General features: G+C 59.0%; 21 protein-coding genes and 1 tRNA gene. 15 read left to right on the forward strand and 7 right to left on the reverse strand.

The features are described 5' to 3' along the window. Positions 1-112 precede the first annotated feature (112 nt). The 6 genes from AC2T9U_RS04125 to AC2T9U_RS04150 all read left to right on the forward strand — a co-directional run bounded on the left by AC2T9U_RS04125 (position 113) and on the right by AC2T9U_RS04150 (position 8,621). Positions 113-3,211: a UPF0182 family membrane protein gene (locus AC2T9U_RS04125; protein ID WP_493696698.1), complete on the forward strand. Its 3,099-nt coding sequence runs from the start codon at positions 113-115 to the stop codon at positions 3,209-3,211. An 87-nt stretch (positions 3,212-3,298) separates the two neighbouring features. Beyond that, a tRNA-Met gene (locus tag AC2T9U_RS04130) sits at positions 3,299-3,372 on the forward strand. A 252-nt stretch (positions 3,373-3,624) separates the two neighbouring features. Continuing rightward, complete coding sequence (locus tag AC2T9U_RS04135) at positions 3,625-5,022, forward strand: NAD(P)/FAD-dependent oxidoreductase (protein ID WP_341746842.1); 1,398 nt, start codon at positions 3,625-3,627, stop codon at positions 5,020-5,022. 620 nt (positions 5,023-5,642) lie between these two features. Then, positions 5,643-5,948: a hypothetical protein gene (locus tag AC2T9U_RS04140; RefSeq protein WP_493696699.1), complete on the forward strand. Its 306-nt coding sequence runs from the start codon at positions 5,643-5,645 to the stop codon at positions 5,946-5,948. 22 nt (positions 5,949-5,970) lie between these two features. After that, positions 5,971-7,284, forward strand: coding sequence for a M16 family metallopeptidase (locus tag AC2T9U_RS04145; RefSeq protein ID WP_493696700.1), 1,314 nt, complete (start codon positions 5,971-5,973; stop codon positions 7,282-7,284). Next, positions 7,281-8,621: a M16 family metallopeptidase gene (locus tag AC2T9U_RS04150; RefSeq protein ID WP_493696701.1), complete on the forward strand. Its 1,341-nt coding sequence runs from the start codon at positions 7,281-7,283 to the stop codon at positions 8,619-8,621. Before AC2T9U_RS04145 ends, AC2T9U_RS04150 begins: the two co-directional genes overlap by 4 nt. A 66-nt stretch (positions 8,622-8,687) precedes the next feature. Here the strand turns inward: AC2T9U_RS04150 and hisN are convergent, their stop codons facing one another. The 3 genes from hisN to aroA all read right to left on the reverse strand — a co-directional run bounded on the left by hisN (position 8,688) and on the right by aroA (position 11,982). Beyond that, a complete protein-coding gene (gene hisN / locus AC2T9U_RS04155; protein WP_208302224.1) occupies positions 8,688-9,491 on the reverse strand; it encodes a histidinol-phosphatase in 804 nt (267 codons plus the stop codon). Positions 9,492-9,574: 83 nt separating this feature from the next. Beyond that, a complete protein-coding gene (rsgA, locus tag AC2T9U_RS04160; protein WP_115030744.1) occupies positions 9,575-10,660 on the reverse strand; it encodes a ribosome small subunit-dependent GTPase A in 1,086 nt (361 codons plus the stop codon). Then, a complete protein-coding gene (aroA, locus tag AC2T9U_RS04165) occupies positions 10,657-11,982 on the reverse strand; it encodes a 3-phosphoshikimate 1-carboxyvinyltransferase (RefSeq protein WP_493696702.1) in 1,326 nt (441 codons plus the stop codon). Before aroA ends, rsgA begins: the two co-directional genes overlap by 4 nt. 169 nt (positions 11,983-12,151) lie before the next feature. Here aroA and AC2T9U_RS04170 point away from each other — a divergent pair, with 169 nt between their 5' ends. From AC2T9U_RS04170 to rsrA, 3 genes are all read left to right on the forward strand, one after another. Next, positions 12,152-12,946: an SOS response-associated peptidase gene (locus AC2T9U_RS04170; protein WP_493696703.1), complete on the forward strand. Its 795-nt coding sequence runs from the start codon at positions 12,152-12,154 to the stop codon at positions 12,944-12,946. A gap of 148 nt (positions 12,947-13,094) precedes the next feature. Next, positions 13,095-13,877, forward strand: a complete 783-nt coding sequence (locus AC2T9U_RS04175; RefSeq protein ID WP_306746764.1) for a sigma-70 family RNA polymerase sigma factor — start codon at positions 13,095-13,097, stop codon at positions 13,875-13,877. After that, entirely contained in the window at positions 13,874-14,134 is a 261-nt protein-coding gene (gene rsrA / locus AC2T9U_RS04180) for a mycothiol system anti-sigma-R factor (protein ID WP_115030738.1), read from the forward strand. Before AC2T9U_RS04175 ends, rsrA begins: the two co-directional genes overlap by 4 nt. A gap of 99 nt (positions 14,135-14,233) precedes the next feature. On the opposite strand, the gene AC2T9U_RS04185 is transcribed toward rsrA, so the two are convergent. Further along, the gene (locus AC2T9U_RS04185) at positions 14,234-14,308 is read right to left on the reverse strand and encodes a 50S ribosomal protein bL37 (protein WP_371667504.1); all 75 of its coding nucleotides are present in this window, start codon (positions 14,306-14,308) and stop codon (positions 14,234-14,236) included. Between the two features lie 1,060 nt (positions 14,309-15,368). On the opposite strand from AC2T9U_RS04185, the gene AC2T9U_RS04190 reads away from it, so the two are divergent. The 4 genes from AC2T9U_RS04190 (at position 15,369) to thrC (ending at position 21,188) form a co-directional block, all read left to right on the forward strand. Beyond that, a complete protein-coding gene (locus tag AC2T9U_RS04190; RefSeq protein ID WP_493696704.1) occupies positions 15,369-16,898 on the forward strand; it encodes an HD-GYP domain-containing protein in 1,530 nt (509 codons plus the stop codon). Then, positions 16,895-18,265, forward strand: coding sequence for an HD-GYP domain-containing protein (locus AC2T9U_RS04195; RefSeq protein WP_493696705.1), 1,371 nt, complete (start codon positions 16,895-16,897; stop codon positions 18,263-18,265). Before AC2T9U_RS04190 ends, AC2T9U_RS04195 begins: the two co-directional genes overlap by 4 nt. A 49-nt stretch (positions 18,266-18,314) precedes the next feature. Next, complete coding sequence (locus tag AC2T9U_RS04200; protein WP_208303630.1) at positions 18,315-19,628, forward strand: nucleotide sugar dehydrogenase; 1,314 nt, start codon at positions 18,315-18,317, stop codon at positions 19,626-19,628. Between the two features lie 114 nt (positions 19,629-19,742). Then, the gene (gene thrC / locus AC2T9U_RS04205) at positions 19,743-21,188 is read left to right on the forward strand and encodes a threonine synthase (RefSeq protein ID WP_208303629.1); all 1,446 of its coding nucleotides are present in this window, start codon (positions 19,743-19,745) and stop codon (positions 21,186-21,188) included. A gap of 51 nt (positions 21,189-21,239) precedes the next feature. On the opposite strand, the gene AC2T9U_RS04210 is transcribed toward thrC, so the two are convergent. Beyond that, complete coding sequence (locus tag AC2T9U_RS04210) at positions 21,240-21,800, reverse strand: manganese efflux pump MntP (RefSeq protein WP_115030728.1); 561 nt, start codon at positions 21,798-21,800, stop codon at positions 21,240-21,242. 266 nt (positions 21,801-22,066) lie between these two features. Then, the gene (locus AC2T9U_RS04215; RefSeq protein WP_493696706.1) at positions 22,067-22,636 is read right to left on the reverse strand and encodes a TIGR01440 family protein; all 570 of its coding nucleotides are present in this window, start codon (positions 22,634-22,636) and stop codon (positions 22,067-22,069) included. Positions 22,637-22,726: 90 nt separating this feature from the next. On the opposite strand from AC2T9U_RS04215, the gene AC2T9U_RS04220 reads away from it, so the two are divergent. Beyond that, positions 22,727-23,167 carry a hypothetical protein gene (locus AC2T9U_RS04220; RefSeq protein ID WP_147279207.1) on the forward strand — a complete coding sequence of 147 codons (441 nt, stop codon included), beginning with the start codon at positions 22,727-22,729 and terminating at the stop codon, positions 23,165-23,167. A gap of 20 nt (positions 23,168-23,187) precedes the next feature. Here AC2T9U_RS04220 and wecB read toward each other — a convergent pair whose 3' ends face one another. Beyond that, positions 23,188-24,267 carry a non-hydrolyzing UDP-N-acetylglucosamine 2-epimerase gene (wecB, locus tag AC2T9U_RS04225; RefSeq protein ID WP_493696707.1) on the reverse strand — a complete coding sequence of 360 codons (1,080 nt, stop codon included), beginning with the start codon at positions 24,265-24,267 and terminating at the stop codon, positions 23,188-23,190. 262 nt (positions 24,268-24,529) lie between these two features. Between wecB and AC2T9U_RS04230 the strand changes: the two genes are divergently transcribed. Further along, positions 24,530-25,630, forward strand: a complete 1,101-nt coding sequence (locus AC2T9U_RS04230) for a DegT/DnrJ/EryC1/StrS family aminotransferase (RefSeq protein ID WP_493696708.1) — start codon at positions 24,530-24,532, stop codon at positions 25,628-25,630. The last annotated feature ends 2 nt before the right edge of the window (positions 25,631-25,632 follow it).

A 25,632-nucleotide genomic window follows, 5' to 3' on the forward strand; every position in this document is an offset into this window, starting at 1 on the left:
TGGGGTACGGCGAGTGGAGGGGGTGTGGTTCTGCGCGGCGTGGACCGCGCGGTTGGGTTTTGGTCGGTAGCGTGGTGTTTCCAGTTTTTTGTGCGTGAAGGGTGTTGCTGACGTGAGCGATGCAGCTGGCGGTTTTGGCGGGTTCGGCGGTTCACCGCCGGGTGGTTCTGGTTCTGGCGGGGGAGCGGTGCCGCGGGGGGCTCGTGTGCGGGGGAAGCCTTCGCCGTTGTTGGTGACGGTGGCTTCTTTGGTTGCTTTAGTGGTTGTGCTGGTGGTGGTTAGCCAGTTCTGGACCGAGGTGTTGTGGTACGAGTCTGTGCAGGCCGGGCAGGTCATGTGGACCACGATCGCGGTTCAGGTGGTTTTGTTTGTGGTGGGCATGGTGCTGGTGGGGGCGTTAGTGGCCAGTTCGCTGGTTATCGCGCATCGGATGCGGCCGGTGTATGCGCCGCCGACGCCGCAGCAGGAGGTGTTGGAGCGGTATCGGCAGATGATTGAGCCGGTCCGTCGCCTCGCGGTGTGGCTGGTGCCGTTGTTGTTTGGTGCGTTTGCTGGTTTGGCTGCGGCTGGGCAGTGGCAGATGGCTTTGGCGTTTGTGAATAGGCAGGATTTCGGTAAAGCTGATCCGACTTTTGGGTTGGATATTGGTTTTTTTGTGTTTTCGTTGCCGATGCTGCAGTTCGCGGTGGCTTTCTTGACGATGGCTTTTGTGCTGGGGCTGTTGGCGGCTGCGTTAATGCATTACATCGATGGTGGGATCAGTATTGGCCCTAAGGGTTTGTCGACTACGCGGGCTGCGCGGATTCATCTGAGTGTGTTGGCGGCTGCGTTGGTGTTGGTCCGGGGCGTGGGGTATTGGCTGGATCGTTATGCCTTGTCGGTTCGTCATTCGGACCGTATTACTGGTTTGACGTATGCCGATCAGTACGCGGTGTTGCCAACGAAGACCATTCTTGCCGTGGCTGCGGTGATTTGTGCGGTGCTGTTTTTAGCGACGATTTGGACGACGTCGTGGCGGCTTCCGATTATCGGTGTGGCAATGCTGTTGATTTTGTCTGTGGTGGCTGGGGGGATTTACCCGACTCTTGTTCAGTCGTTTAGGGTACGTCCTTCGGAGGCGGCGCTGGAAGGTCCGTTTATTCAGCACAACATTAATGCCACGCGGGACGCGTACGGGTTGTCGTCGATTCAGAAGACTGACTATGCGGCGAAGACTGACGTGGAGCCGGGGCAGTTGCGTCAGGATGCGGCGACTATTCCTGGGGTTCGCATTATTGATCCGTTGATTGTGTCGCCGACGTTTACGCAGATGCAGGGTTTGCGTCAGTATTATGCGTTCCCGGATGCGCTGGATGTTGACCGGTATGGGTTGAAGAATGGTCAGCAAGATTCAGTGGTTGCTGCTCGTGAGTTGAATCTTGAAGGGGCTCCGCAGCGTAACTGGGTGAATGATCACACGGTGTACACGCATGGGTACGGGTTGGTGACTGCCAGGGGCAATACTCGCACTGATGAGGGTGCGCCGGACTTTTTCACGCGCGATATTCCTCCGAAGGGGGAGCTGACTCCTTTTGAGCCGCGTATTTATTTCGGTGAGCGTACGCACGAGTATTCGCTTGTGGGTGGAGAGAAAGGCGCTAAGCCGCGGGAGCTTGATTATCAGGCTGCTGACGGTGAGCGGTACACGACATATTCCGGTATTGGTGGAGTCAAGCTGGATAACTTCTTTAAACGGGCCGCGTATGCGATTAAGTACCGGGAATTGAAGTTTTTGCTGTCTGAGCAGGTCGGGGATTTCACGACGATTTTGGATCGTCGGACTCCGCGGGAGCGGGTGCGGGCTGTGGCGCCGTGGCTGACTTTGGATGGCAACATTTACCCGACTGTTGTTGACGGGCGTATCCAATGGGTTGTTGATGGGTACACCACGTCGGATCGGTATCCGTACAGCCGTTTGCAGAGTCTTGACACGGCTACCTCGGACACGGTGACGGCGCGTAGCCAGAGTGTGCAGCAGGCCCGTGGCGGTCAGGTGAACTACATCCGTAACTCGGTTAAGGCCACGGTTGATGCCTATGACGGCACGGTGCGTTTGTATACCTGGGATGAGTCTGATCCGATTTTGAAGGCTTGGTCGAAGGCTTTCCCGGGTGTGGTTCAGCCGATGAGCAAAATCAGTGGCGGTTTGATGAGCCACTTGCGTTATCCGGAGGACATGTTCAAGGTGCAGCGTGAGTTGCTCACGCGGTACCACGTAGCCGATGCTGCCAGCTTCTACACCGGTGGTGAGTACTGGAAGGTGCCAACGGATCCGACGCAGGCTGCTCAGCCTGCTCAGGGGCAGACTCAGGGGCAGAACAGCCCGGATCAGCCGCCGTATTACTTGTCTATCCGGATGCCGGGGCAGAAAGAGCCGTCTTTCTCGTTGACGACGTCGTTCTCGCCTGCGGGTGAAAACCGTCCGTATTTGACGGGTTTCTTGGCGGTGGATTCCAACGCGGGGTCGACTCCGGGTAAGAGGCGCGAGGGGTATGGGGTGATGCGTCTGCTGGACGTGCCTAGTGCCACGAACGTGCCGGGGCCAAGTCAGGTGCAGAGCAAGATCAACACTTCTAACGTCTCGTCGCAGGATTTCCCGGCGACGTTGAATAACTTCCTCAACATTTCGCAATCTGGTTCCAAGGTGCAGCGAGGCAATCTGCTGACCCTGCCAGTCGGTGGGGGGCTGCTGTATGTGCAGCCGATCTATGTGTCGAGCCGTGATGGGGGGACGTATCCCTTGCTGCAGGCGGTGGTGGTTTCCTTCGGTAAGAAGATCGCCTGGGGTAAGACGCTCGACAGCGCGTTGGATCAACTGTTTGAGGGAGATTCAGGCGCCAGTGCTGGCGATTCGGATCGTTCTAGCAAGGGTGATACGCCTGCTGCACCTTCGCCTAAGCCCCGGTCGGAGCAGTTGAAGGCTGCGTTGGCTGAGGTGCAGAAGTTGTACGAGGCGAGCCAGGCTGCGTTGCGTCAGGGTGACTGGAGCGCTTACGGCAAGGCGCAGGAGGCGTTGGCTGCAGCGATTAGTAAGGCTGTTCAGTTGGCGCCTGAGGGCGGCGTTGCTGGGGAGGGTGGTGAGAAGTCTTCTGGGTCTAATTCGAGACAGGAGGCTGCTCCCAGTGCTTCTGAATCCCCAACGCCGTCTGCGTCTGTATCTGAGCAGGAGTAGCGTTTTTGCTGGTCAGAGGATTTTTTGAGGATTTTTTGTTCTCGATTTGGTCTTTTGGCCAGATGTGAGTAATGTTGTGTTCACCAACGCGGGGTGGAGCAGCTCGGTAGCTCGCCGGGCTCATAACCCGGAGGTCGCAGGTTCAAATCCTGCCCCCGCTACTGTGAACCAGCGTTTGGTCGATTAGAAGGCCGGAACCTTTGAAAGGTTCCGGCCTTCGTCGTGCTGTGATCCCGTGGACACACAGAAGTACGGATAGCGCATTCCTGCTATACCTGCCTTCCCTCGGATCATTCGGTGAAGCCCTGGCTAGGTCACTCGCAGTCCTTGCGCAGCCTCATATGGCGAGTGGGATGACCTTTCCGGAACGATCTACTGTGAAACGCGACACGTACTTTTTTGAAGGAGCTTTCGTGACTGTGAACATGGGTGCGTCCCAACGCCACCACGTCGTGATTATCGGCACCGGTTTTGGTGGCTTGTTCGCTGCCAAGCAGTTTGCTCACCGTAAAGACGTTCTGGTCACCATCATCGGCAAAACCGACCACCACCTGTTTCAGCCGCTGCTCTACCAGGTCGCTACCGGAATTCTTTCCGAAGGTGAGATTGCCCCGCCGATTCGGGAAATCCTCAAGCACCAGCGCAATGCGCGCGTGATTCTTGGTCTGGTTGATGACATTGACCCGCAGGCCAAGACCGTCACCTCGCGCTTGCATGACAACACCACCGTTACCCCTTACGACACCCTCATCGTCGCCTCGGGGGCGAGCCAGTCGTACTTTGGGAACGATCATTTCGCCACGTATGCCCCGGGCATGAAATCGATCGATGACGCCCTAGAGCTTCGCTCTCGTATCTTCAACAGCTTCGAGCGCGCCGAGCTGACTGAAGACCCCGTCGAGCGCGACCGGCTACTGACCTTCGTTGTTGTTGGAGCTGGCCCCACCGGTGTGGAAATGGCAGGCCAGATCCGTGAGCTCAGCTCCCACACACTGGCCAAAGAGTTCCGCAAGATCGACTCCCGCCAGGCCAAAGTCATCCTCGTTGACGGAGCTAAAGAGGTGCTGGCCAACTTCGGTGACAAGCTTGGCAGCAAAGCACGCCGATCCCTGCAGGACCTCGGCGTCGATGTCCGCTTGGGCGGTTTTGTGACCCACATTGATGGTGACGGTGTTGACATCAAATACGCCGACGGGCGTACTGAACACATCGAAGCAGCGACCAAGGTCTGGGCTGCTGGTGTGCAAGGAAACCGCCTTGGCCGTGTTTTGGCGGACAAAACACCAGCCGAGGTTGACCGTACTGGCCGCGTGATCGTCAAGCCTGACCTGACCATTGAAGGACACCCCGAAATCTTTGTCATCGGTGACCTCATGGCTTTCGAAGGCGTGCCTGGTGTTGCGCAGGGAGCGATCCAGTCTGGTGGCTGGGCAGCCCGTACCGTCATTGCACGCTTGGATGGCAATGAAAAGCGCGCCGCACAGCCCTTCACGTACAATGACAAAGGCTCCATGGCGATCATTTCTAAATACCGCGGTGTCGCCAATGTCAAAGGATTCAAGTTCTCCGGCTTCATCGCATGGTCGGCATGGCTGGCCATTCACCTGCTCTTCCTGGTCGGCTTCAAATCGCGTGTGTCTACCTTGATTCGATGGGCGATCACCTTCTTGTCTGATGACCGCTCCGAGCGCGTCACCACTCACCAGCAGATGGTTGGCCGACTGGCTATGCGCCAGCTAGGGCAAGGCGTTTCTGGATCCCTACTACGCGGAGAAGAGCCCCGCAGTAAAGGTGAGCGCATCGATAACTAGAGACGCTCGCTGTCGTCGTTCTGCGCAGTGATACGCAGTTTGTACGTTCGGGCCCGCCACTTCAACGTGGCGGGCCCGAACTGTCATGTTGAGGCATTCGGCCTTATGCGGTGAGCGACTGCGAGATTGCTTTGCCTTATCTGATGGTCGTCACGAAATCTGCATGTTCGCTTATAGATGACAAAAATTTGGCGGAAGAATCCGGAGTAATCATCAGCATGAAGCGTGAGGCGGGCGGCCATAGATGCATCACAAGAACAAAAAATCGCCCTCTCGCTCCGCCCGAAATTAATCGAAAACTCATCATGAGCAGGAAATTTCGCAAATAAATCGACCCCTCGAGCAAGGTCGTGACTACTAGCAATACGCCCATTAGTCGGACGACTGACCAACTCCGCTTGCCGAACGACTGTCCAAGACCGATAGTTGAGACATCGCCCGACGCGAACCGGCCCTCACCGGGGTGGAACGCTGACAGCGACGGACCGTTCGGGGGAACGCTCCGGATCGCCTCGGCGGGGGGCCGAGGCGATCACAGTCCGTCACATACGCCGAACCAGCACACCGGCAGGCGGACCCACTACGCCGCACCGCGGCACAAAACCAGGGGGAACACACACATGAGAAACGCCATCGGACGCATCGCTGCCACCGCACTACTGGCCATTGCTACGACAACGCTCGCAGCCACCTCACCTGCCACCGCAGCAGGCAGCTCCACCCGCGAGCTCAGCGCCATCACTCACACCGACAACGCAGACGGCACCGGAGCCATCCACCACCGCACAGTCACCGTCATCACCCACACTAAAGCCACTAAAAAACACCGCACCAGCCGCGCCACCAAAACACGCCGACAGACCTCACCGCGCCTCAAGCCTCAGAACGTGAAAATTCGGGCCCACAAGACAGTTGGTGCACGCTAAGACCGGTTCGTAAGCTGAACCAATGCCGCTGCCGTACGAGATCCAACAGGTGCGCCTACCCAACGGTTTGCGCGTGGTCATCAATCCCGACCCTCTCGTACCGCTAGTGGCAGTCAATCTCTGGGTAGGCGTCGGATCCCGTCACGAACACCCCGGCCGCACTGGATTCGCCCACCTATTCGAACACCTCATGTTTCAAGGCTCGGCCAACGTCGCCGAAGGAGAACACTTCGCCGCCCTCATGGCCCAAGGAGCCCGGCTCAACGCCACCACTTCATTCGACCGGACAAACTACTTCGAAACCGTACCCACCGGGGCACTCGAACTCGCGCTCTGGCTCGAAGCTGACCGCCACGGCAACCTCTTACCCGCCCTGACCCAAGAAAACTTCGACAACCAACGCGACGTCGTCAAAGAAGAAAAGCGCCAACGCTACGACAATGTCCCCTACGGCACCTGGATGGCCGAACTATGCGCACTGGTCTTCCCGCCAGGACACCCCTACAGCCACGTACCCATCGGCTCCATGGCTGATCTGGAATCTTCCTGTCTTGAAGATGCCCACGCTTTCTACACAGCGCACTACCGACCCTCCAACACTGTCCTGACTCTCGCCGGAGACGTCACCGTCGATAAAGCCGCAGACCTGGCCGCCACCTACTTCGGTCACCTCACCGACCCTGACCCCGCCCTCATCTCCACTCATACCGACAGCCCACCGCTACCACCCATCGCATCCCCCATCCGCAGCTGCATTCACGCTGACGTCCCTCACGAACGCCTCTACATAGCCTTCCGGCTGCCCCGTGAAGACACCTCCCGCGCCTACCTTGGCGCCACCCTGGCTCTCGATGCCCTCGGTGGCCTGGGCATGTCACGCCTGGACATGAAACTGGTGCGCGACACCGCCCTAGCCAACTCTGTATCCGTCTCTTGGATGGGACTGACCGAAAACACCTCCCTGGGATTCATCACCGTCCAACTCGAAGAAGGCACCGACCCCGCGCACGTCGAAGACATCATCTGCGCCGAACTAGAAGCCCTAGGCACCCACGGCCCCACCGAAGACGAACTCACCAGCTCCAATGCCTTCGCCGAATACGGGTGGCTGTCCACGCTTGCCGGACTCACCGAACGCGCCGATGCCCTCAACCACTACGCCACCCTTCACGGCGACGCCACCGGCGCGGCACACTTCCTTGACCGCCTCGCCCTCATCACCAGCGAAGACGTCACCGCAGCTGCCCGCCACTGGCTCAACCCGCAACACCGGGCAGTCCTTCACTACATTCCCCGCGCCCGCACCCAAGGCCAGCCTGGAAAGGAACAGGCATGAACAACCCCCGACCTATCCCCACTGCCGCGCCACCCTGGAAATTCCCTACCCCCGAACGATTCACCATTGGCGACCACGGGCTGAACGCCATGGCCTACCACGTGCCCGGCCAACACATCCTTTCCCTCACCCTGGGAATCCCCCTGCCCATCTCCTATGAGCCTCGCCACGTCGAAGGCGTAGCCCGCATTCTCGCCGAAGCGCTCACTGAAGGTGCTGGCCAACTCGACACCACCGCCTTTACTCGCGCCGCAGAACGACTTGGGGCAGTCATTCGCGTCATGGCCGGAGAACGCTCCATCACCTGCGACGTACAAGTTGCTGCCCGCAACATTGCCCCAGCGCTAGATCTGCTGGGCTCTTGCCTCCAAGAGCCCATCCTGGCCCAAAAAGAAATCGACCTGATCGTCCGGCAAACCATCGCCGAACTCGAAGCAGCCCGAGCCCACCCGGGGCAACGCGCCGCTGAGCACTTCGCGGCACTCATGTTCGCCCCCAACGACCGCCTCGCGCGCCCTTACCCCGGCACCATCGACACCATCTCAGCTATCACCCGCGAAGACATTCACGCCTACTACCAGGCACTGGGCCCCAGCGGATCAGCTGTAGCTATCGCTGGTGATCTCTGCGGCATTGATGTTCCTGAGCTATTGACCAACGCATTCGGCTCCTGGACTGATGGGCCAGCACGCCCACACCACGTCGAACCACCGGGCGCCTATGCCCCCGACTGGTCCCGCACCGTCATCGTGGACCGCCCCGGAGCAGTACAAAGCGAAATCCGTATCGGCTGTCCCGGACCTGGCCGCAGCGTTGAAGGAGGCTGGGCTCCCTACCCGGTTCTGGGCTACCTCATGGGCGGCACCACCACTAGCAGGCTCGATACTGAACTCCGTGAAAAACGCGGATACACCTACGGCATGCGAGCAGGATTCACCCCACGTAATCGTGGCGGCATTTTCCAGGTCAACGGGGCAGTGCGCTCAGAAGTCACTGCCGCAGCCGTCGACTGCGCTCTGGACATCCTTAACAGCGCCGCCGGTACCTTCACCGCGACCGAAACCGCTACTGGCGTGGATTATCTAGTCAAAACCGCTCCCGGGGATTACACCATCGCCGACAACATTGCCGATGAAGCGATAGCCAAATTCCTCGCAGGAAGCGACACCGACGAGATCACCCGAGTTCTGGCAGACATGGCATCCATGACCCCAGAACGACTCAATAACGCCTGGAGCCGCTATATCCACGGCAAATGGGGCATCGTCATCGTGGGCCAAGCCGACCAATTCGCTGACACCCTGCGTGCAGCAGGGCACAACATCACAATTGTGTGAGAAGCCGCCGTCTAGGGGTGTTCAGCAGCACTGAACACCCCTAGACGGTGCGCACGAGCGCACGTATCACGCACGCGCCCCCGGAGAATCATCACCAATACGCGCCAACACAGACTCGTGCAACTGCCCATTCGTTGCCACAGCATTGCCGCTCCACGGGCCGTCTTGACCATCCAAACCGGTAAAACGCCCACCTGCCTCAAGCACAATCGGTACTAGTGCCCCCATGTCGTACACCTCCAGCGAAGGCTCTACGGCAACATCAACAGCACCCTCAGCCAACAACATGTACGACCAAAAATCTCCGTAGGCACGAGAACGCCACACAGCTTCATTCAATTCGAGGAAAGAATCCAAACGCCCTTTTTCTTTCCAGCCCTTAAGCGAGGAATAGGAAAGGGAAGCATCCGACAAAGATGCGACCTGCGAAACATGGATCGGGGTAGCCGAAGACAAAGAACGTCCCGTGTACGCACCAGCACCTTGAGCGGCCCACCAACGTCGCCCCAACGCAGGTGCGGCAACCACACCAACGACAGGGTCATCGCCGTCATAAAGCCCAATCAATGTGGCCCACACCGGGACACCGCGCACGTAGTTTTCAGTTCCGTCAATCGGGTCAATGATCCAGCGGCGTGAGCCCGTGCCTGTCGTGCCGCCCTCTTCACCGACCACACGGTCGCGAGAACGAACACGGGCGAGCTGACCGCGGATCAGCTCTTCGGCATCGATATCAGCGTCAGTGACAGGGGTCATGTCGGGTTTGGTGTTCACCGACAAATTGGTTGATTTGAAGCGGGGCATAGTGATGCGCTCAACCGTGTCGGCGAGCACGTGGGCAAGGCGCAGGTCATCGGTGTATGTGGACACAGCTCTACGCTATCTGTCCAGCATGGATTGGCGTGGCACCGTGGGGAATCGGTGTTGATGCGCCGCTGAGTCAGCTGCTGTTGCTACGGGCGAGGCGTGCTTTCGGTAGGTGGATCACTCTCGCCACGCCGTGCCCGCAAAAGCCGGCGCACAGAATCCAAACGCGCTTCTAAGGATGCGTGAAGTTCTGCATTGGGATGGTTGGCCACGTGCTCATCCAAGGCACAGTCCGGCTCATCATGACTACAACCACGTGGGCAACCGTCGGTTCCAGGTTCAAGATCGGGAAAATGACTAATGATCTGTTCGGGGTGCACATGCGCTAAGCCAAACGACCGGATCCCCGGGGTGTCGACAATCCAGCCATCATCATCAGGTAGCGGAGCCGCGATAGCTGAAGTGGATGTATGGCGACCACGCCCGGTGACCTCATTGACATGACCCGTGGTGCGCCCCAAGCCGGGAACCAATGCGTTGACAAGAGTGGATTTACCCACCCCCGAGTGCCCCACAAGCACGCTGGCATGCCCAGCTAGACGATGTCGGATGGCTTCGACTGCTGCTGGATCCAAAGCACAGGCATCGCTTGAGATGGGGGAGGAATCGCTACGTCCGCTGGTGATGACATCAACATCCAAGGCAGCGAATGAGGCGAGAAATTCACTCGGATCGGCCAAGTCCGTTTTAGTCACCACAAGGATGGGGTGAATACCCGCATCGTAGGCCGCTACCAGGCATCGATCGATGAGCCGGTGGCGTGGCTCGGGATCAGCGATAGCGGTAACGATCACCATGATGTCCACGTTGGCGACGATGATGCGCTCGACGGGGTCAGTGTCATCAGCAGTGCGACGCAACAAAGTACGGCGAGGTTCGGCACGTACGATCCGCGCCAGAGTTCCTTCGGCTCCGCTGACATCACCAACCAGAGCAACCTCATCACCCACCACGACAGAATGACGACCCAGCTCACGAGCTTTCATCGCTGTAACTGTGACGCCGTCCAAAATGCAAGTGAAACGGCCACGATCAACCCGCACGACACGCGCAATAACCGCATCAGCATGTTTGGGGCGATTTTTAGTGCGAGGGCGAGTGCCTTTGCGGTTAGGTCGGATTCGTGCATGTGATTCGTCGTAGCGGTCATGAAGAGCGCGGCGAGAACTCATGAGGCCACAACCGTGCGCTCGGCGGCAGTTTCAACACCGAGCATCCGCATCCACATATCTGCGAAACCCGGCAAAGTTTTGCTGGTAGTGGCGATATTTTCGATGCTGCTTCCTGGCGCCTTCAAAGCCAAGATTGCCGCGGCAGTCGCCATCCGATGATCGTGGTAAGTAGCGATCTGAGCCGGGCGCAGAGGAGAAGGTCGGATCACTAACCCATCATCAGTTTCGGTCACATCCCCACCAAGACGGTTGATCTCAGTGGCCAAAGCGGCCAACCGGTCAGTTTCGTGGCCACGCAGGTGGGCCACCCCATGCAGATGGGAGGGAGAGTGGGCACAGGCAGCAAGCGCCGCGACCGTAGGAGTGAGCTCACCAGCTTCAGAAAGGTCCAGATCGAACCCCTCAAAGCCACAATCAGCAGTAACAGTCAGGCCCGTGCGATCCAGCTCGACACGAGCACCCAACAAAGCCAAAATGTCGCGGATCCGATCCCCAGCTTGCGTGGTGTGCGCGGGCCAATCAGGAATATGCAGGCGGCCACCCAGGATCGGCACGGCGGCCAAAAAAGCGGCCGCGTTGGACAAGTCAGGCTCCACAGTGACATCCAAAGGACGGATATCACCTGGCTCCACGACCCAACGGTGAGGGGTGTCGTCATCGATCTCAACCCCTACATCACGCAACACCTCGATAGTCATATCGATGTGAGGCTGGGAAGGAAGTGCAGAACCGGTGTGCACTAGCTCCAGCCCGTTAGTGAAACGAGCACCAACAAGCAGCATCGCTGAAACGAACTGCGAGCTATGCGAAGCATCAATACGCAACGCGCCACCGGTGACAGTCCCTGACCCATGAACAGTGGCGGGTAGAAAACCACCAGCAGATTCGGTGCGAATACCCAGATCGGTAATGGCCTGAAGAACCGGGGCCATAGGGCGAACCCGGGCACCGGCATCCCCATCAAAACGCACCGGACCAGCAGCCAACGTTGCCACCGCAGGCAAGAAACGCATAACAGTGCCAGCTAAACCACAATCGACCGCAGCGTTACCCCGCAAAGCGGCAGGTCGAACATGCCAATCGCCACTGTCAGCGTCACCAAGATCAGTGATATTGGTCCCCATAGCGCGCAACCCCTGAGCCATCAATAACGTGTCACGAGAGTGCAAAGGGGCGCGCAGGCGTGACTCTCCATCAGCCAGTGCAGCCAAAACAAGGAACCGATTCGTCAGTGATTTACTGCCAGGAAGGCGCACCGTTGCGTCTAATGCAGTAGTTACGTCGGCTGCAGCAGGTGCTTTCCAAAGGTCGGTGGTGGGCACGATGGAGAAGATCACTCGCTTCCGTGTTTGCGTGGTGGTGTGATGCTGGACCAGGCATGCCAATGACGCGGCCCACATGCCGACTCTAGTCGGGACAGCTGTTCCCATGGCGGCTTGTTCAGCATGGAGGCAGGCGCGTCGTGGGCGACAACAAGCAAGGAGGCAACACGTGTGCGGTAGATACGCCGCAACAGCAACAAATACTGAACTGGTCACAACACTCAAAGCAGACGTCGACATGACAGGAGCGCCGGTACGAACCCTTCTGGCCTCGCCCCAAGAACCACCTGCAGGCACCCCAGATGAAAATGTCGCGCCCACGAAAAACGCCCGCGTCGTTGTAGAACGTCTCCGACGCTCACAGACAGGCGAACTAGTAGACGTAGAGCGCTCGCTGCGCCTACTGACGTGGGGTTTAGTGCCCTCATGGTCCAAAGACCCACGCAGCGCAGTATCAATGATCAACGCGCGAGCCGAATCAGTACTGACAAAACCAGCTTTCCGTCAGGCAGTGCGCTCGCGGCGATGTTTGGTTCCTGCTGATTGCTGGTACGAGTGGGGTACAGCGCCCGCGGGTAACAGGCAGCGCAAGCCACTCTTTTCGCTGCGCCGAGCCGATGGTGCGCCGTTGACTTTCGGGGGTTTCTTCGAGTTTTGGCGTGACCCCGCAGTTAAGGAGCCGGGCCCGTTGGCATGGGTTGCATCGTTCTCGATCATTACGCATCCGGCGCAGGCAGAGGTGGAGCATGTGCATCCGCGTCAGCCGTTGGTTATCGAGCCGCAGGATTGGGATGCCTGGCTGGATCCACGCCGCGATGATGCCCAGAGTGTGCTGCCGTTGTTGTCCCCGCCTCGCCAGGAGCGTTTTGTAGCTGAGCAGCTCTGCAGCGACCGGGATGGCGGCAATGCGGGGGAGTTGAACTTGTTTGATTACATCGGTACAGGTCAGCTTGGGCAGGGTTGATGCGCAGTGTGGCGTGGGTGGGAATGCCATCGTCACGTAGTGCGTTCTTGCCCGTGAGCAGTTGCCCACGGGCCGTTCTGTCTGGCTGATTCGGGGTCACCGTCCCTCGTACGCCGACACGCCACGTCGGGCGGAATAGGAGTCATACGTGTTGGTTCTTGCACCTAAGGCGGTTGATGGTGTCTCTACTGGGATGGATGCTCAAGGCGGAGATACCTCTGAGCGCCTACCCTGGACATTGATGAACAGCGACGAGATACGCGATGGTGCGGCGGGTACTGAGATACTCGAGCCGTCGCTGACCGGTGAACCGGTGTTTGATGAAACCATCGTTGATCCTTCTCAGGAGACGCACGATGAGCGAGTCCGTCGGTTTGAAACTGATGCCATGGTGTACCTGGATCAGATCTACAGTGGCGCGCTGCGGATGACTCGCAACCCTACGGATGCCGAAGATTTGGTTCAGGAAACATTTGCGAAGGCTTTTGCTGCGTTTCACCAGTACAAGCCGGGAACTAACCTCAAAGCCTGGCTGTATCGAATTCTTACGAACACCTTTATCAACACCTACCGCAAGAAAAAGCGCCAGCCCCAGCAGTCCGATGCTGCCGATGTGGAGGACTATCAGCTTGCTCGTGCGGAGGCTCATTCTTCGCGCGGATTGCGTTCGGCTGAGGTGGAGGCGCTGGACCATTTGCCCGACAGTGATGTGACGCGGGCGTTGAGCCAGATCGGTGAAGACTTCCGTATTGCGGTGTACCTGGCAGATGTTGAAGGATTTGCGTACAAAGAGATCGCTGAGATCATGGATACCCCTATTGGTACGGTCATGTCTCGACTGCACCGGGGGCGGCGGGCGCTACGGGATTTGCTCACTGATTACGCGGCTGAGCGTGGCTATGTCGGCACAGCCTCGGAGGTGGGGCAGTGAATGCTGATGGCCACAGTCCCGGAGGGTGTGAGGAATTCTATGCAGCGCTGACTGCGTATCTTGATGGGGAGCTGACTGCCGCTGATTGTGAAGCAATCAAAGCCCATCTTGCTTCGTGTCGATCGTGCGCGCAGAACTATGAGCGTGATCTTGTTTTGAAGTCACTGATCCGACGCTCTTGTCATTGTGAGGAAGCGCCCGAGTCGTTACGTGTTCAGATTCTTACCAGGATAAGTATGAAGACTTTTGAGCTCTGAGGTGATGTAGATATTTCAGAGCCGGGTAAATGTGTGGGTGTCACTTCAATTGAAGTGACACCCACACATTTATGCACTCGCTGGCAGTGGCAGGTCTGCTCAGGCGTTGGGGCGGCGGCCGTGGTTGGCTGCGCTGCCCTTGCGGGAACGACGCTTGCGTGCGCGCTTGCTCATGATGATCTCCTCTATGTCTGGATGTGGCCGCATGCGGCCACATCGCTGAACCATCTGATTCTGTCACACGCTCTGGTAGGGGGCGATCCGGTGCCCTCTGGCGCTAGCTGGTGGGTGTGAGGGGTGTTCTGGGCACCCAGTTGTCTCACGCCTCGGGCGTGGAGTGGAAAGTTTCGGGATTGATTCTCAGGCGGTGGGGTAGTGGGAGGCAGTTGGGGGAGTCGTTCAGTCGGGGTGCTCTGTTGATGTAGCGCCTTGGGGTATCACCGGCACTTTCCTGCGTTCTTGTGTTTTTTTGGATTCTTCCCTATGTGAACGAGCGCTTTGGACGATTGATCAAGACTATGTGTTTCTATCGCATTACGTGAACTTCTCGTGTTGTTTAGATAGGTCGTCCAAAGTGATCGACTGAATTAGTCGTGATATACATTCTCTATAACTTAGTGTGCTTCGCCTCGGGGCGGATGAAGGATGAGGCATCGCTTGAGAAGTCAGGGATGCGACAGTGGACATGCTGGGGTGCCTAGCTGCTGCATCAGGGGAGAGTGCCATGAACGGCAAGCGTAAGAGACTGTGAATCAAATGGATTCGCGTAAATAAATAATCTTCTTCACTCATTAATAATGGGTGAATTTTATTTTCAAAATAGTCGAACGACTGACTTGGATAAGTGATCTTCACTTATAGATAAATGTTTACTCAAGGGTGGTGAAGATGAAGGAGTCTTCATGGGAAGCCAAGGATATGCTGGCGGACATCGAAAGAATTCTTATCGCTATCCGTCCAAGTTGTTCGTACTTACTAGACGGAAAAGCGATGGGGACACTTTGAATCGACCTATGGGGGGTCATCAAGGCATCCGACCGTCGCTTATCGGCAGGAGTGAGAAATGTTTATCAACACTCACGACACACAGCAGCCCTGCGGTGTTGTCTACTGGAGCCCACGGCCCAAAAAATGAAACACATGGCCGCGGTCACAGCCATGGCCGCATCACGCTGAGGGGAGCGGGCGTGGCCCTGCTCAGGCCATTACCGCCCCACACCCCCGCGGAGACAGCGTGAGCATCCGACCTCACCGACTCAACCAACCCGGATCATTCACCGACGACACCGAGCTGTGGGGATCAATGCACAGCTCAAGCCAACAACCCAGTGCACGCGTACGTGCAATCTCCCTCACCGCTGCCGTAATGAACATCATCCTGGCAGCCTTCTTGGCAACACAGGCCACCCTGCTACACCACCACGGCACGCAGCTCATTTCCTCCTTTGAACCCTTCCTCGGCCTCCTTGCCTTGGGAGTTCTTGCCGACGGGCTACGCGAACGCTCACACGACGAAGAAGTCGAACTTTCCTTCACCGCTATGATTCTCCTGGGGGCCATTCCTCTCACCGGCCCCGTCCCGGCCACCATCCTGGGCCCGCTCATCATGTTGCTCAGCCCACTGGCATCCAACCTCGTCCGCCGGATGCGTGGCGCCGGAGCCCTCCCCAATCGCACCGCCCTGACCTTCTTCGTCAACGCATCCATGATGGCGCTGGTCACCAGCGCTGCCGCCCTGACCTACGCCCTCTTCGGTGGTATCCACATCGGCACCGGTCCCTGGACTCCTACCCTGCTCTTCACAAAAATAGGCATCCCACTTATTCTCGCCGACCTCGTATTCATCGTTCTCAACAGCATCCTTGTAGCAGCCCTCATCGCCCTCGAAAGCCGCCAACGCCTGCGCCACTTCGTCACGGGAGCCATGACCGTCTTCGCCGTGCTCTGCCTGGGATATGGCATCACCGCATTCGTTTTTGTCGTGCTCTGGGCACCAGTAGGACTAGGCCCCCTAGCCCTCGTCCTCATCCTCGCCCCCCTCATGATGTCCCGCTGGTCCTACCTCGAATACGTCGAAGAACGCGACATTCACCACCGCCTCCTCCAGGCCCTAGCCGGAGCAGGCGAACTACGATCCGGAACGCTGGACCGCCCTTACCGCCTCGCCCGCGTCTGTACCGCCACTGGCAGCGCAATGGGCCTATCTGGACGCGACCAAGACATCCTCCGCGAAGCCGCCACCCTGCATGACGTTGGCATCCTGTCCATCCCATGGAGCATCCTCGACACCCGCCCCGAAGACCTCACCGACGAACAACTTGACCACATCGCTGGCCACACCCGCATATCCGCCGACATCATCACCGACATCGACTTCCTTGAAGACTGCGCCGAAGCCGTCCTGCACCACCACGAACGCTACGACGGCCGCGGATACCCCAGCCGCCTCGCCGGAGATGAAATCCCCCTCGCCTCACGCATCATCGCCGCTGTCGATATCGCTGAATCCCTTGGCACCACCCTCAACGCCACCGTCGAAGGCCGCGAAAACCTCATCACCGGACTACGTAGCCACGCCGGAAGCACCCTAGACCCCATTGTCGTTGATGCTCTCATCCGTGAACTGCGCTCAAGCCGCGGCCTCGACCTCTTAGCTGACCTGACCAGCCACCCCGCCACCAGCCGTCACCGGCACACTTCACCCCAGCACTCCCACCAATTCGCCCACCGAAAACACCACGGCACCAAGGAAGCCACCTCATGACCATCCCTGGCATCCTCGCCTACCTGGCTGTCCTAACGATCGCTGAAGCCTTTCGACTGCGCATCCGCGGACGATTCGAAACCGCCCCCACAGCACATGCCGTCGGCCTAGCCCTAGCCGTCTCAGTCACCACACCCCAAGGCCCCATCCAGCTCACCGCAACACACATCGCGGCACTAGTTCTGACCTCACAACTGCTAGCCATTCCTTTCCTATGGGTTACCCGCGCCCGCGGTGAGCGCCACGAACTCCTCGCCGACAGCGCACTACGCCTCTTCACCGTCACAGCGGTAGCAATCCTCGTGCGTGAACTACCACTCCTACACGGCAACCACGTCGTCGACATGACCCTCACCTGGCCCGGATGGCGCCGCGCCATCGTCCTCATGAGCGCCATCGGAATCATCCTCAGCATCGAAGCCCCCTTCCGCGTCTGGCTCTACCACCAACTCATGCGCGTCGACGCTCTTAACAGCCACACCAGCGACGCCCGCATCCCACTGGCCCTTTCTGTCGTCGTCGTCGCAAGCAGCGCCAGCCTGGCCCTAGCCCAAGAAGCAATCGGCCTAGCCGCACTACCACTAGGACTCGTGCCCCTCGTGGCCACCCAAACCGCCGTACTCCACCAAGCCCGCGTCCACCGCGCCCAGCGGCAAAGCATCCGCGCCTTGTCCAAACTGCCCGAAATTGCCGGACTACTACCCCGCGGCCACGGAACCTCCGTAGCCCGCCTATCAGTGGCCATCGCCCAAGAAATGGGACTGACCGCCCGCGAAATTGGCCACCTAGAAACCGCATCGCTCCTCCACGACCTAGGACAAGTAATCCTGCGCCGCCCCATCCCCTCCGGAGCCACAGTCCTGGCTGCTCCCGCCGATCAAGAACACCTCGCCGCCACCGGAGCCTCCATCGTCGACCACATCGGCCGCCTCAACGCCGTCACTGACACCCTCGCCGCCCAAGCCGTTCCCTACTACCAACTCGTCCAAAACCGCGCCCGCATCCCACAAACAGCACGTGTCCTCAAGGTTGCTAACGCCTACGTCGACTACGTCGGCGGCACCCTCGCTGAGGCTGACAACGACGCCCACAACGAAGCCATGGAACGCATCTACCTCGGCTTGGGCTACGAATACGACCCCAAAGCAGTCGCCGCCCTCGAAACCGTCCTGGACCGCAGTGGATACGGAACCCAACCCATCAACCACAGCAACACCCACATTCCCGCCAACACGGAACCAAAACACCCCTCTAAGATCAGAGGAGTGACCAGGGCCAGACGCGGACGCGCACCACACGCACGCCGCCACTCCCACACCGACCACGACCACGTCGCAACCGGCAACGGAGCAGCCCACCGAGACTGACGCACCAGCGCAGCCCGGACGGACCACCAACAGCAAAGGCAGGCAACACGTGAAGATTACCGTCGTCGGACTCGGCAAAATCGGGCTTCCGCTGGCAGTCCAATTCGCCTCCAAAGGCCACTTCGTACACGGAGCCGACACCAACCCCACCGTTGTCGACCTCGTCAACGCAGGAACTGAACCCTTCCCCGGCGAAGCCCACCTCGACGAAAAACTTGCCGAAGCAGTCAAGGCTGGAAACATCCACGCCACCACCGACACCGCTGCCGCCGTCGCTGACTCTGAGGCCGTCGTCGTTGTCGTCCCCCTCTTCGTTGACAACGACGGACAACCCGACTTCGGGTGGATGGAATCAGCCACCGCCGACATCGCCCGCGGCCTACGCAAAGAAAACAACACCCTCGTCATCTACGAAACCACCCTGCCCGTAGGCACCAGCCGCGGCAAGTGGAAACCCCAGCTCGAAGCAGGTTCTGGCCTGAACGAAGGCACCGACTTCCACCTCGTCTTTAGCCCCGAGCGAGTCCTCACCGGCCGGGTCTTCGCCGACCTGCGCAAATACCCCAAACTCGTCGGAGGTCTCGACGGCCTGGGGGGCACTGGAGCTCGCCGCGCCATCGAGTTCTACAACGCCGTCCTCGACTTCGACGAGCGCCCCGACCTCGAACGCGGTAACGGCGTCTGGGATCTGGGCTCGGCAGAAGCAGCAGAACTCGCCAAACTTGCCGAAACGACCTACCGCGACGTCAACATCGGCTTGGCCAATCAGTTCGGCAAATTCGCCGCCTCCCACGGCATCGACATCTACCAAGTCATCGAAGCCTCCAACAGCCAGCCCTACAGCCACATCCACTCACCCGGAATCGCTGTCGGCGGACACTGCATCCCCGTCTACCCCCGCCTCTACCTCTACACCGACCCCGACGCCACCGTCGTGCGTGCTGCCCGCGAAACCAACAAGGGCATGCCTGCATACACCGTCGGCCTCGCCAAAGGTGCACACGGTGACCTTTCAGGCGCCACCGTCGTTGTGCTCGGCGCCTCCTACCGCGGCGGCGTCAAAGAAACAGCCTTCTCCGGCGTATTCGACACCGTCGAGGCTCTACGCGCTGAAGGCGCCACCGTCGTGGTCCACGACCCCATGTACACCGACGAAGAACTCGCTGCCTACGGGTGGACTCCCTACACACTCGGTACCAGCAACATCGACGTCGCAATCCTGCAGGCAAACCACGCCGAATACGCACAGCTCACCGCGCGTGACCTGCCCGGCGTGAAGACCATTATCGATGGCCGCTGCTGGCTCAACGCCGACAACTTCACCGACGTTACCTTCCGCACCGTCGGCCGCGCCGCCGAATAAACACCCTCGCTGAGTTCTCGTCACTGCACGCAGTGACGAGAACTCAGCGCTCTCCACCACGTGCCGCCACACAACCAATACCGCAACCAACCCCCATTTTCGTAGTCTGGTCACGTGCGCTATCTCTCCACACGTGACCCCAACGGCGTCGCCGACCAAACCTTCTGCGACATTCTGCTCGCCGGGCTCGCTCCAGACGGCGGCCTCTACCTGCCCGAGCGCTACCCCCACATCGACAAAAACACACGGGCGCACTGGAGAACACTCCTGACCACCCAGGGGTACGCAGCACTAGCACACGCCGTCACCAGCCTATTCATCGACGACATCCCCAGCGACGACCTGCGTGGCATCTGCGAACGTGCCTATAGCAGCGAAAAATTCACCGACCCACGTATCGTTCCCGTCTCACAGCTCGCCGAAGGCATCCACCTTCTGCACCTGAGCAACGGCCCCACGGCCGCGTTCAAAGACATGGCAATGCAACTGCTCGGCGAACTCTTCGAATACGAGCTGAACCGCCGCCAAACCCACATCACCATCCTCGGAGCCACCAGCGGAGACACAGGCAGCTCAGCCGAATACGCCATGCTCGGCAAAGACCGAGTACGTGTCTTCATGCTCAGCCCCGCCGGGCGCATGACCCCCTTCCAACAAGCCCAAATGTTCTCCATCAACGACCCCGCCATCGTCAACATCGCCGTGGCGGGCGTATTCGACGACTGCCAAGACATCGTCAAAGCAGTTAACGCCGACACCAACTTCAAACGCACCCACAACATCGGCGCCGTCAACTCAATCAACTGGGCCCGCCTACTCGCCCAAGTTGTCTACTACATCGCCGGATGGCTCTACGCCACCACAGACAATGACGAACCCGTCTCTTTCGTTGTCCCCACCGGCAACTTCGGCAACATCGTCGCCGGCCACATCGCCAAACAGATGGGAATCCCCATCACCAGCCTGGTCTGCGCCACCAACGAAAACGACGTACTTGCCGAATTCTTCACCACCGGCACATACCGAATCCGAGGGGCAGCAGAAACACACGCAACATCCAGTCCATCCATGGACATCAGCAAAGCCAGCAACTTCGAACGCTTCGTCTTTGACCTTCTGGACCGCGACGGCGCCCGCACCGCCCAACTGTTCGGGCCCACCCTCGCCACAGAAAAAGAATTCACCCTCGCCAACGAAAAAAACTGGCCCCACGTGGCACAACGCTACGGATTCCGCACCGGCACCTCCAGCCACACGGACCGCCTTGCCACCATCGCCAGCGTGCACGCCAACGATGGCATCCTCATCGACCCCCACACCGCCGACGGCATCAAAGTCGCCCGCGACCGACTCGCTGAGGAAAGTATCACCCTGCCCGTCCTCGTCGCTGAAACAGCACTACCCGTCAAATTCGCCGAAACCATCACCGAAGCAATAGGGGAACCCCCGCCTCTGCCAGAACGATTCGCCCACCTACGAAACAGCGAACGTCACGTCATCCAGGCCCCCAATGACGCCCACGCAGTAAAAAAAATCATCACCGAACACACCCAGCACTAAGCAACAAAAGAGTGGGGGCAAGGAAAATCCTTTGCCCCCCACTCTTTGACCTCAGGCAGCTAAGTGTTCCCACAAAGCCAACACACCAAGACCGATAAGAATCGATCCACCCAACAACTCAGCCGGCGTACCCCAACGGTTCCCAATCTTTTGACCAACAAGCATCCCCGCAGCGCTGATAAGAAACGTCACCAACCCCACAATCGCCACCGTGACAAACACATCTACCTTCATAAACGCCAACCCAACACCAATGACAAGAGCATCAATGCTGGTAGCCACCCCCAACACAAGCAACGAACGCAGCGTAAGACGATCCGAAAAACCAGCCTCATCACCGCCGCGTAGCGCACCCCACATCATGTGAGCACCAATAACCCCCAGCAGCACGAACGCAATCCAATGATCCACTGCCTCGATGTACGGCGCGAAAGAGGCACCAAGAAACCACCCCAATAACGGCATCGCCGCCTGAAACGCCCCAAACGTCACAGCGACAGCCAACACAGCCCGTATATCCACACGAGGCAGAGTCAGACCCTTACCAAGAGCAACAGCGAAGGCATCAGCAGAAACACCAAACGCCACAAGAAACATAGTGACCACAGACATCCGGGCGAGTGACCTTTCGTCACGGGTGCCCGAAGTAAGCAGATACGACACTTCGACACCCTGGCGGTGTCGAAGGTCTCGTTCATCCACCTGCTGGATGGTGCGCCGGGCGGTTCATTCCCCGCCAGTATGTCGACGCTAAGCCCCACGCCAGCATGAGCCAGCGATCGGAACTACTCCCCTTCGTGTTCGCAAGGCTACCTCAGAACCGCCACGCCCCAACGACAAACAAACAACAAACCCACCCGCATCACATCCGCGCACCATCAACGCTGATACTGAGCCCGCTGCCCGCCAATAAGCTTGGGCCGATAACGAACTGCCGTCACCCGCGCGCCCCCAACCTGCCGCGCCGCCAACCGCACCGGCACCTGCACATGCCGCACATGCATCGCCACCTCGGTATCACCAATATCAAGTCCAGCATCAACCACCACATGCTCCACCATCACCGGATCACGCGCCGCATCAAATGCAGCAACACACACCGAACCACCCGCATGCAACGCCGGAACCACACTCACCACCTCCAACTGCTGCGCCAACGCATACTCACGCTCCACCACCAACGCCCGATTAATGTGCTCACAGCCCTGCACCGCCAACCACACCCCACGCTCCAGCACACACCGCCGAACCCCCGCAACCACCGCCACCCCGATCTGTTCACTGCCGAACGTGCCAATCCGCTCCCCACGGATCTCACTACTACTGCACCCCAACACCACCGACCCACCAGTCGGCACAGCAGCAACCTCAAGAAGCTCCCGCATCGCCTGCTCAGCCACAGTACTGATGTCGGACAACGTGAAACCAGCATCAAGAGTGAGGTCCATACCCTCATCCTGCCCTGAGCGAAACAAATGCGTGCCGCTATCTCCGCCGCGTTTACTTATTTATCTGCGCGCAGCTGAGACAATCTACAAATGCGATTCTTTGTGGCCTGCGTGATTCGTTCCATCGTTGTAATAGTGGCGCTGCACGGAATCTCCATCTACTACTCATCCAGTGAGCACACAGTAGGAGTCGACGTCGGAGCCATCCTGGCAGCCTCCCTGCTCACCATGGCAATAGCGTTCCTATGGTCCGGGATCGACGGATACAGAAAAAGTTTCGGCCGTGTCGCACTGCTGTGGTGCGCAGTAGCTCTCCTGTCATCGATCGTCGTGGGAATAACCGTCGACGGATGGTCCGGCGGAGCCCTGCGTCCACGCGTGGAAAACATCGCGGACGTCGCTCCGTTCTTCCTCATCCTCATCACCCCGCCATCAATGTTAGGAGCGGGAGTCGGGTCGGTCATCGCATCACTACGCAAACGCTCCACCAGATCTGATGCACAACAAAGGGGCCCGTATCAAGAAATCTGACACGAGCCCCGCCTCAAAGATCAGCGAGCGCGTTCAGCCAAAACAGCCGCGACTTTCTCTGAAGCGTTCCCGTCACCGTAGGGCGCGCCCTGCTCCCCAGCAGGGGCCTGCCGCACCGCCACATCACGCAACTGAGCCAGATCGTTATCGAGAATGTTCCAGCCGCCCTCCAACGTTTCTACCCATTCAGTCTCCGGACGGATCGTTGTGCATGGCGTCTGCAACAAGAACGCCTCCTTCTGCAAACCACCCGAATCCGTCACCACACCAGCAGCGCCCATCACCGCACGCACCATCTGCGGATACGCCAGCGGAGAAGCGCCGTGCAAATTCCCACCAAAAAGATCAATACCGTGAGTTTGAGCCTTAGCTACTAGCCGCGGATGCGCCAACAACAACACCTGCGTAGGCAAATCACGGAAAGCCGCGATGATCTCACCCAAACGCTGCGGAGTATCCGTGTTATCCGGGCGGTGAATCGTCGCCAACACGAACGGCTTGTCTGGATCGAAACGCTCATCAACATCAGCAGGCAACTGCAGTGGCTCGGACCCCACACCATCACGCACCGTGAAACACACATCGGTCATCACATCGCCCACCAGCACGGACTTCTCTGCTAAGCCCTCACGCTCCAAGTGATCCATACCTACCTGGGTAGGGGAGAGCAACAAATCCGACGCATGATCGGTCAACACCCGGTTGTGCTCCTCAGGCATCCGCCGATTAAAACTACGCAACCCAGCTTCCAAATGCGCAACAGGTAGATGCTGCTTCACCGCTGCCAAAGCAGCAGCAATAGTCGAGTTCGTATCCCCGTAAACCAAAGTCCAATCCGGCTTGTGCTCCAACAACACCGGCTCAATCTGCTCAAGCATCCGGCCCGTCTGCGCCCCATGGTTGCCTGACCCCACACCCAAATGAACATCCGGCGCCGGAATATGCAGATCATCGAAGAAAACATCACTCAACATGGCGTCGTAATGCTGCCCTGTGTGAACAATCACATGCTCGATATTCCCGGCCGCAGCAAATGCCCGCGCCACCGGCGCCAACTTCACAAACTGCGGTCTTGCCCCGACGACACTGAGGACCTTCACGATGGTGAACCCTTTCTGCTGTTTGGCACCACGGTAGTGTGGCCTTAGGTGACGGCCCAAGCGGACGGCACCTCGCTCCTACCGCACCACGCATACAGCGAAACGCGGAAGGAACGAAACGATAAACCGAACAATCTACCGGCGGCGCGAAGCCAAAGTGACCCACGCCCACACGGTCGTCCGGAACACGCCTGAAGAATCAGTGCAGACAGGGCGGCCACACGTGGGGCCGCCGGAAACACGCTTCACGAAGGGGCCTTACGTGACCGAGTTCATTCCTCCGGCAAAGCCGCTGATCGGCGATGAGGAGCGCGCTGCCGTCGATGCAGTGATGCGCAGCGGCATGCTGGCCCAAGGGCCGCAGGTAAAGGCATTCGAAGAGGAGTTCTCCGAGCACTTCGGTCTCGGACGTGCATGCGTGGCCGTGAACTCCGGCACCTCCGGCCTCCACCTCGGACTCCTCGCAGCAGGTGTAGGCCCCGGCGACGAGGTGATCGTCCCCTCCTTCACCTTCGCAGCCACCGCGAACTCCGTGGCCCTGACCGGAGCCACCCCCGTCTTCGCCGACATCGAACCAGGAAGCTTCTGCCTCAGCGCCGAGTCGGTTGAATCAGCCATCACCGACAAAACCGTCGGCATCATGCCCGTCCACCTGTACGGCCACCCCGCCGACATGGTCGCTCTTCAAGCCGTCGCCGACAAACACGGCATCAAAATCTTCGAAGACGCAGCCCAAGCTCACGGCGCATCCCTCCACGGCACCCCCGTCGGCGCATTCGGCGCATTCGCGATGTTCTCGCTTTACCCCACCAAGAACATGACCTCCGGCGAAGGCGGCATGGTCTCAGCGGCCGACGAAAACATCGAGCACAACCTGCGCCTCTACCGCAACCAAGGAATGCTGCAGCAGTACCACAACGAAGTCGTCGGCATGAACTACCGCATGACCGATATTCACGCAGCCATCGGCCGTGTCCAGCTCACCAAAGTCGACGCCTGGACCAAAACCCGCCAAGAAAACGCTGCATTCCTCTCCAGCAACCTACGCGGAGTCACCCCGCCACCAGTTGCCGAAGGCGCCGTACACGTTTACCACCAGTACACGATCCGCATCCCCGAAGGCCGCGACGAATTCGCCCACGCCCTCAAAGACGAATACAGCATCGGCTCAGGCATGTTCTACCCCGTGCCCAACCACCGCCTCAAACCATTTGCTGCAGCAGGCCGCACCGCAGGCGACCTGGTTGAAACCGAACGCGCCGCCAAGGAATGCCTCTCCCTACCGGTCCACCCCAGCGTGGACCGCGCCGGACTTGAGCGCATCGTCACCGCAGTCAACACCCTCGCCAAGGCAGGTGCATAAAT

It is taken from the genome of Dermatophilus sp. B7861-1 (assembly GCF_058996045.1).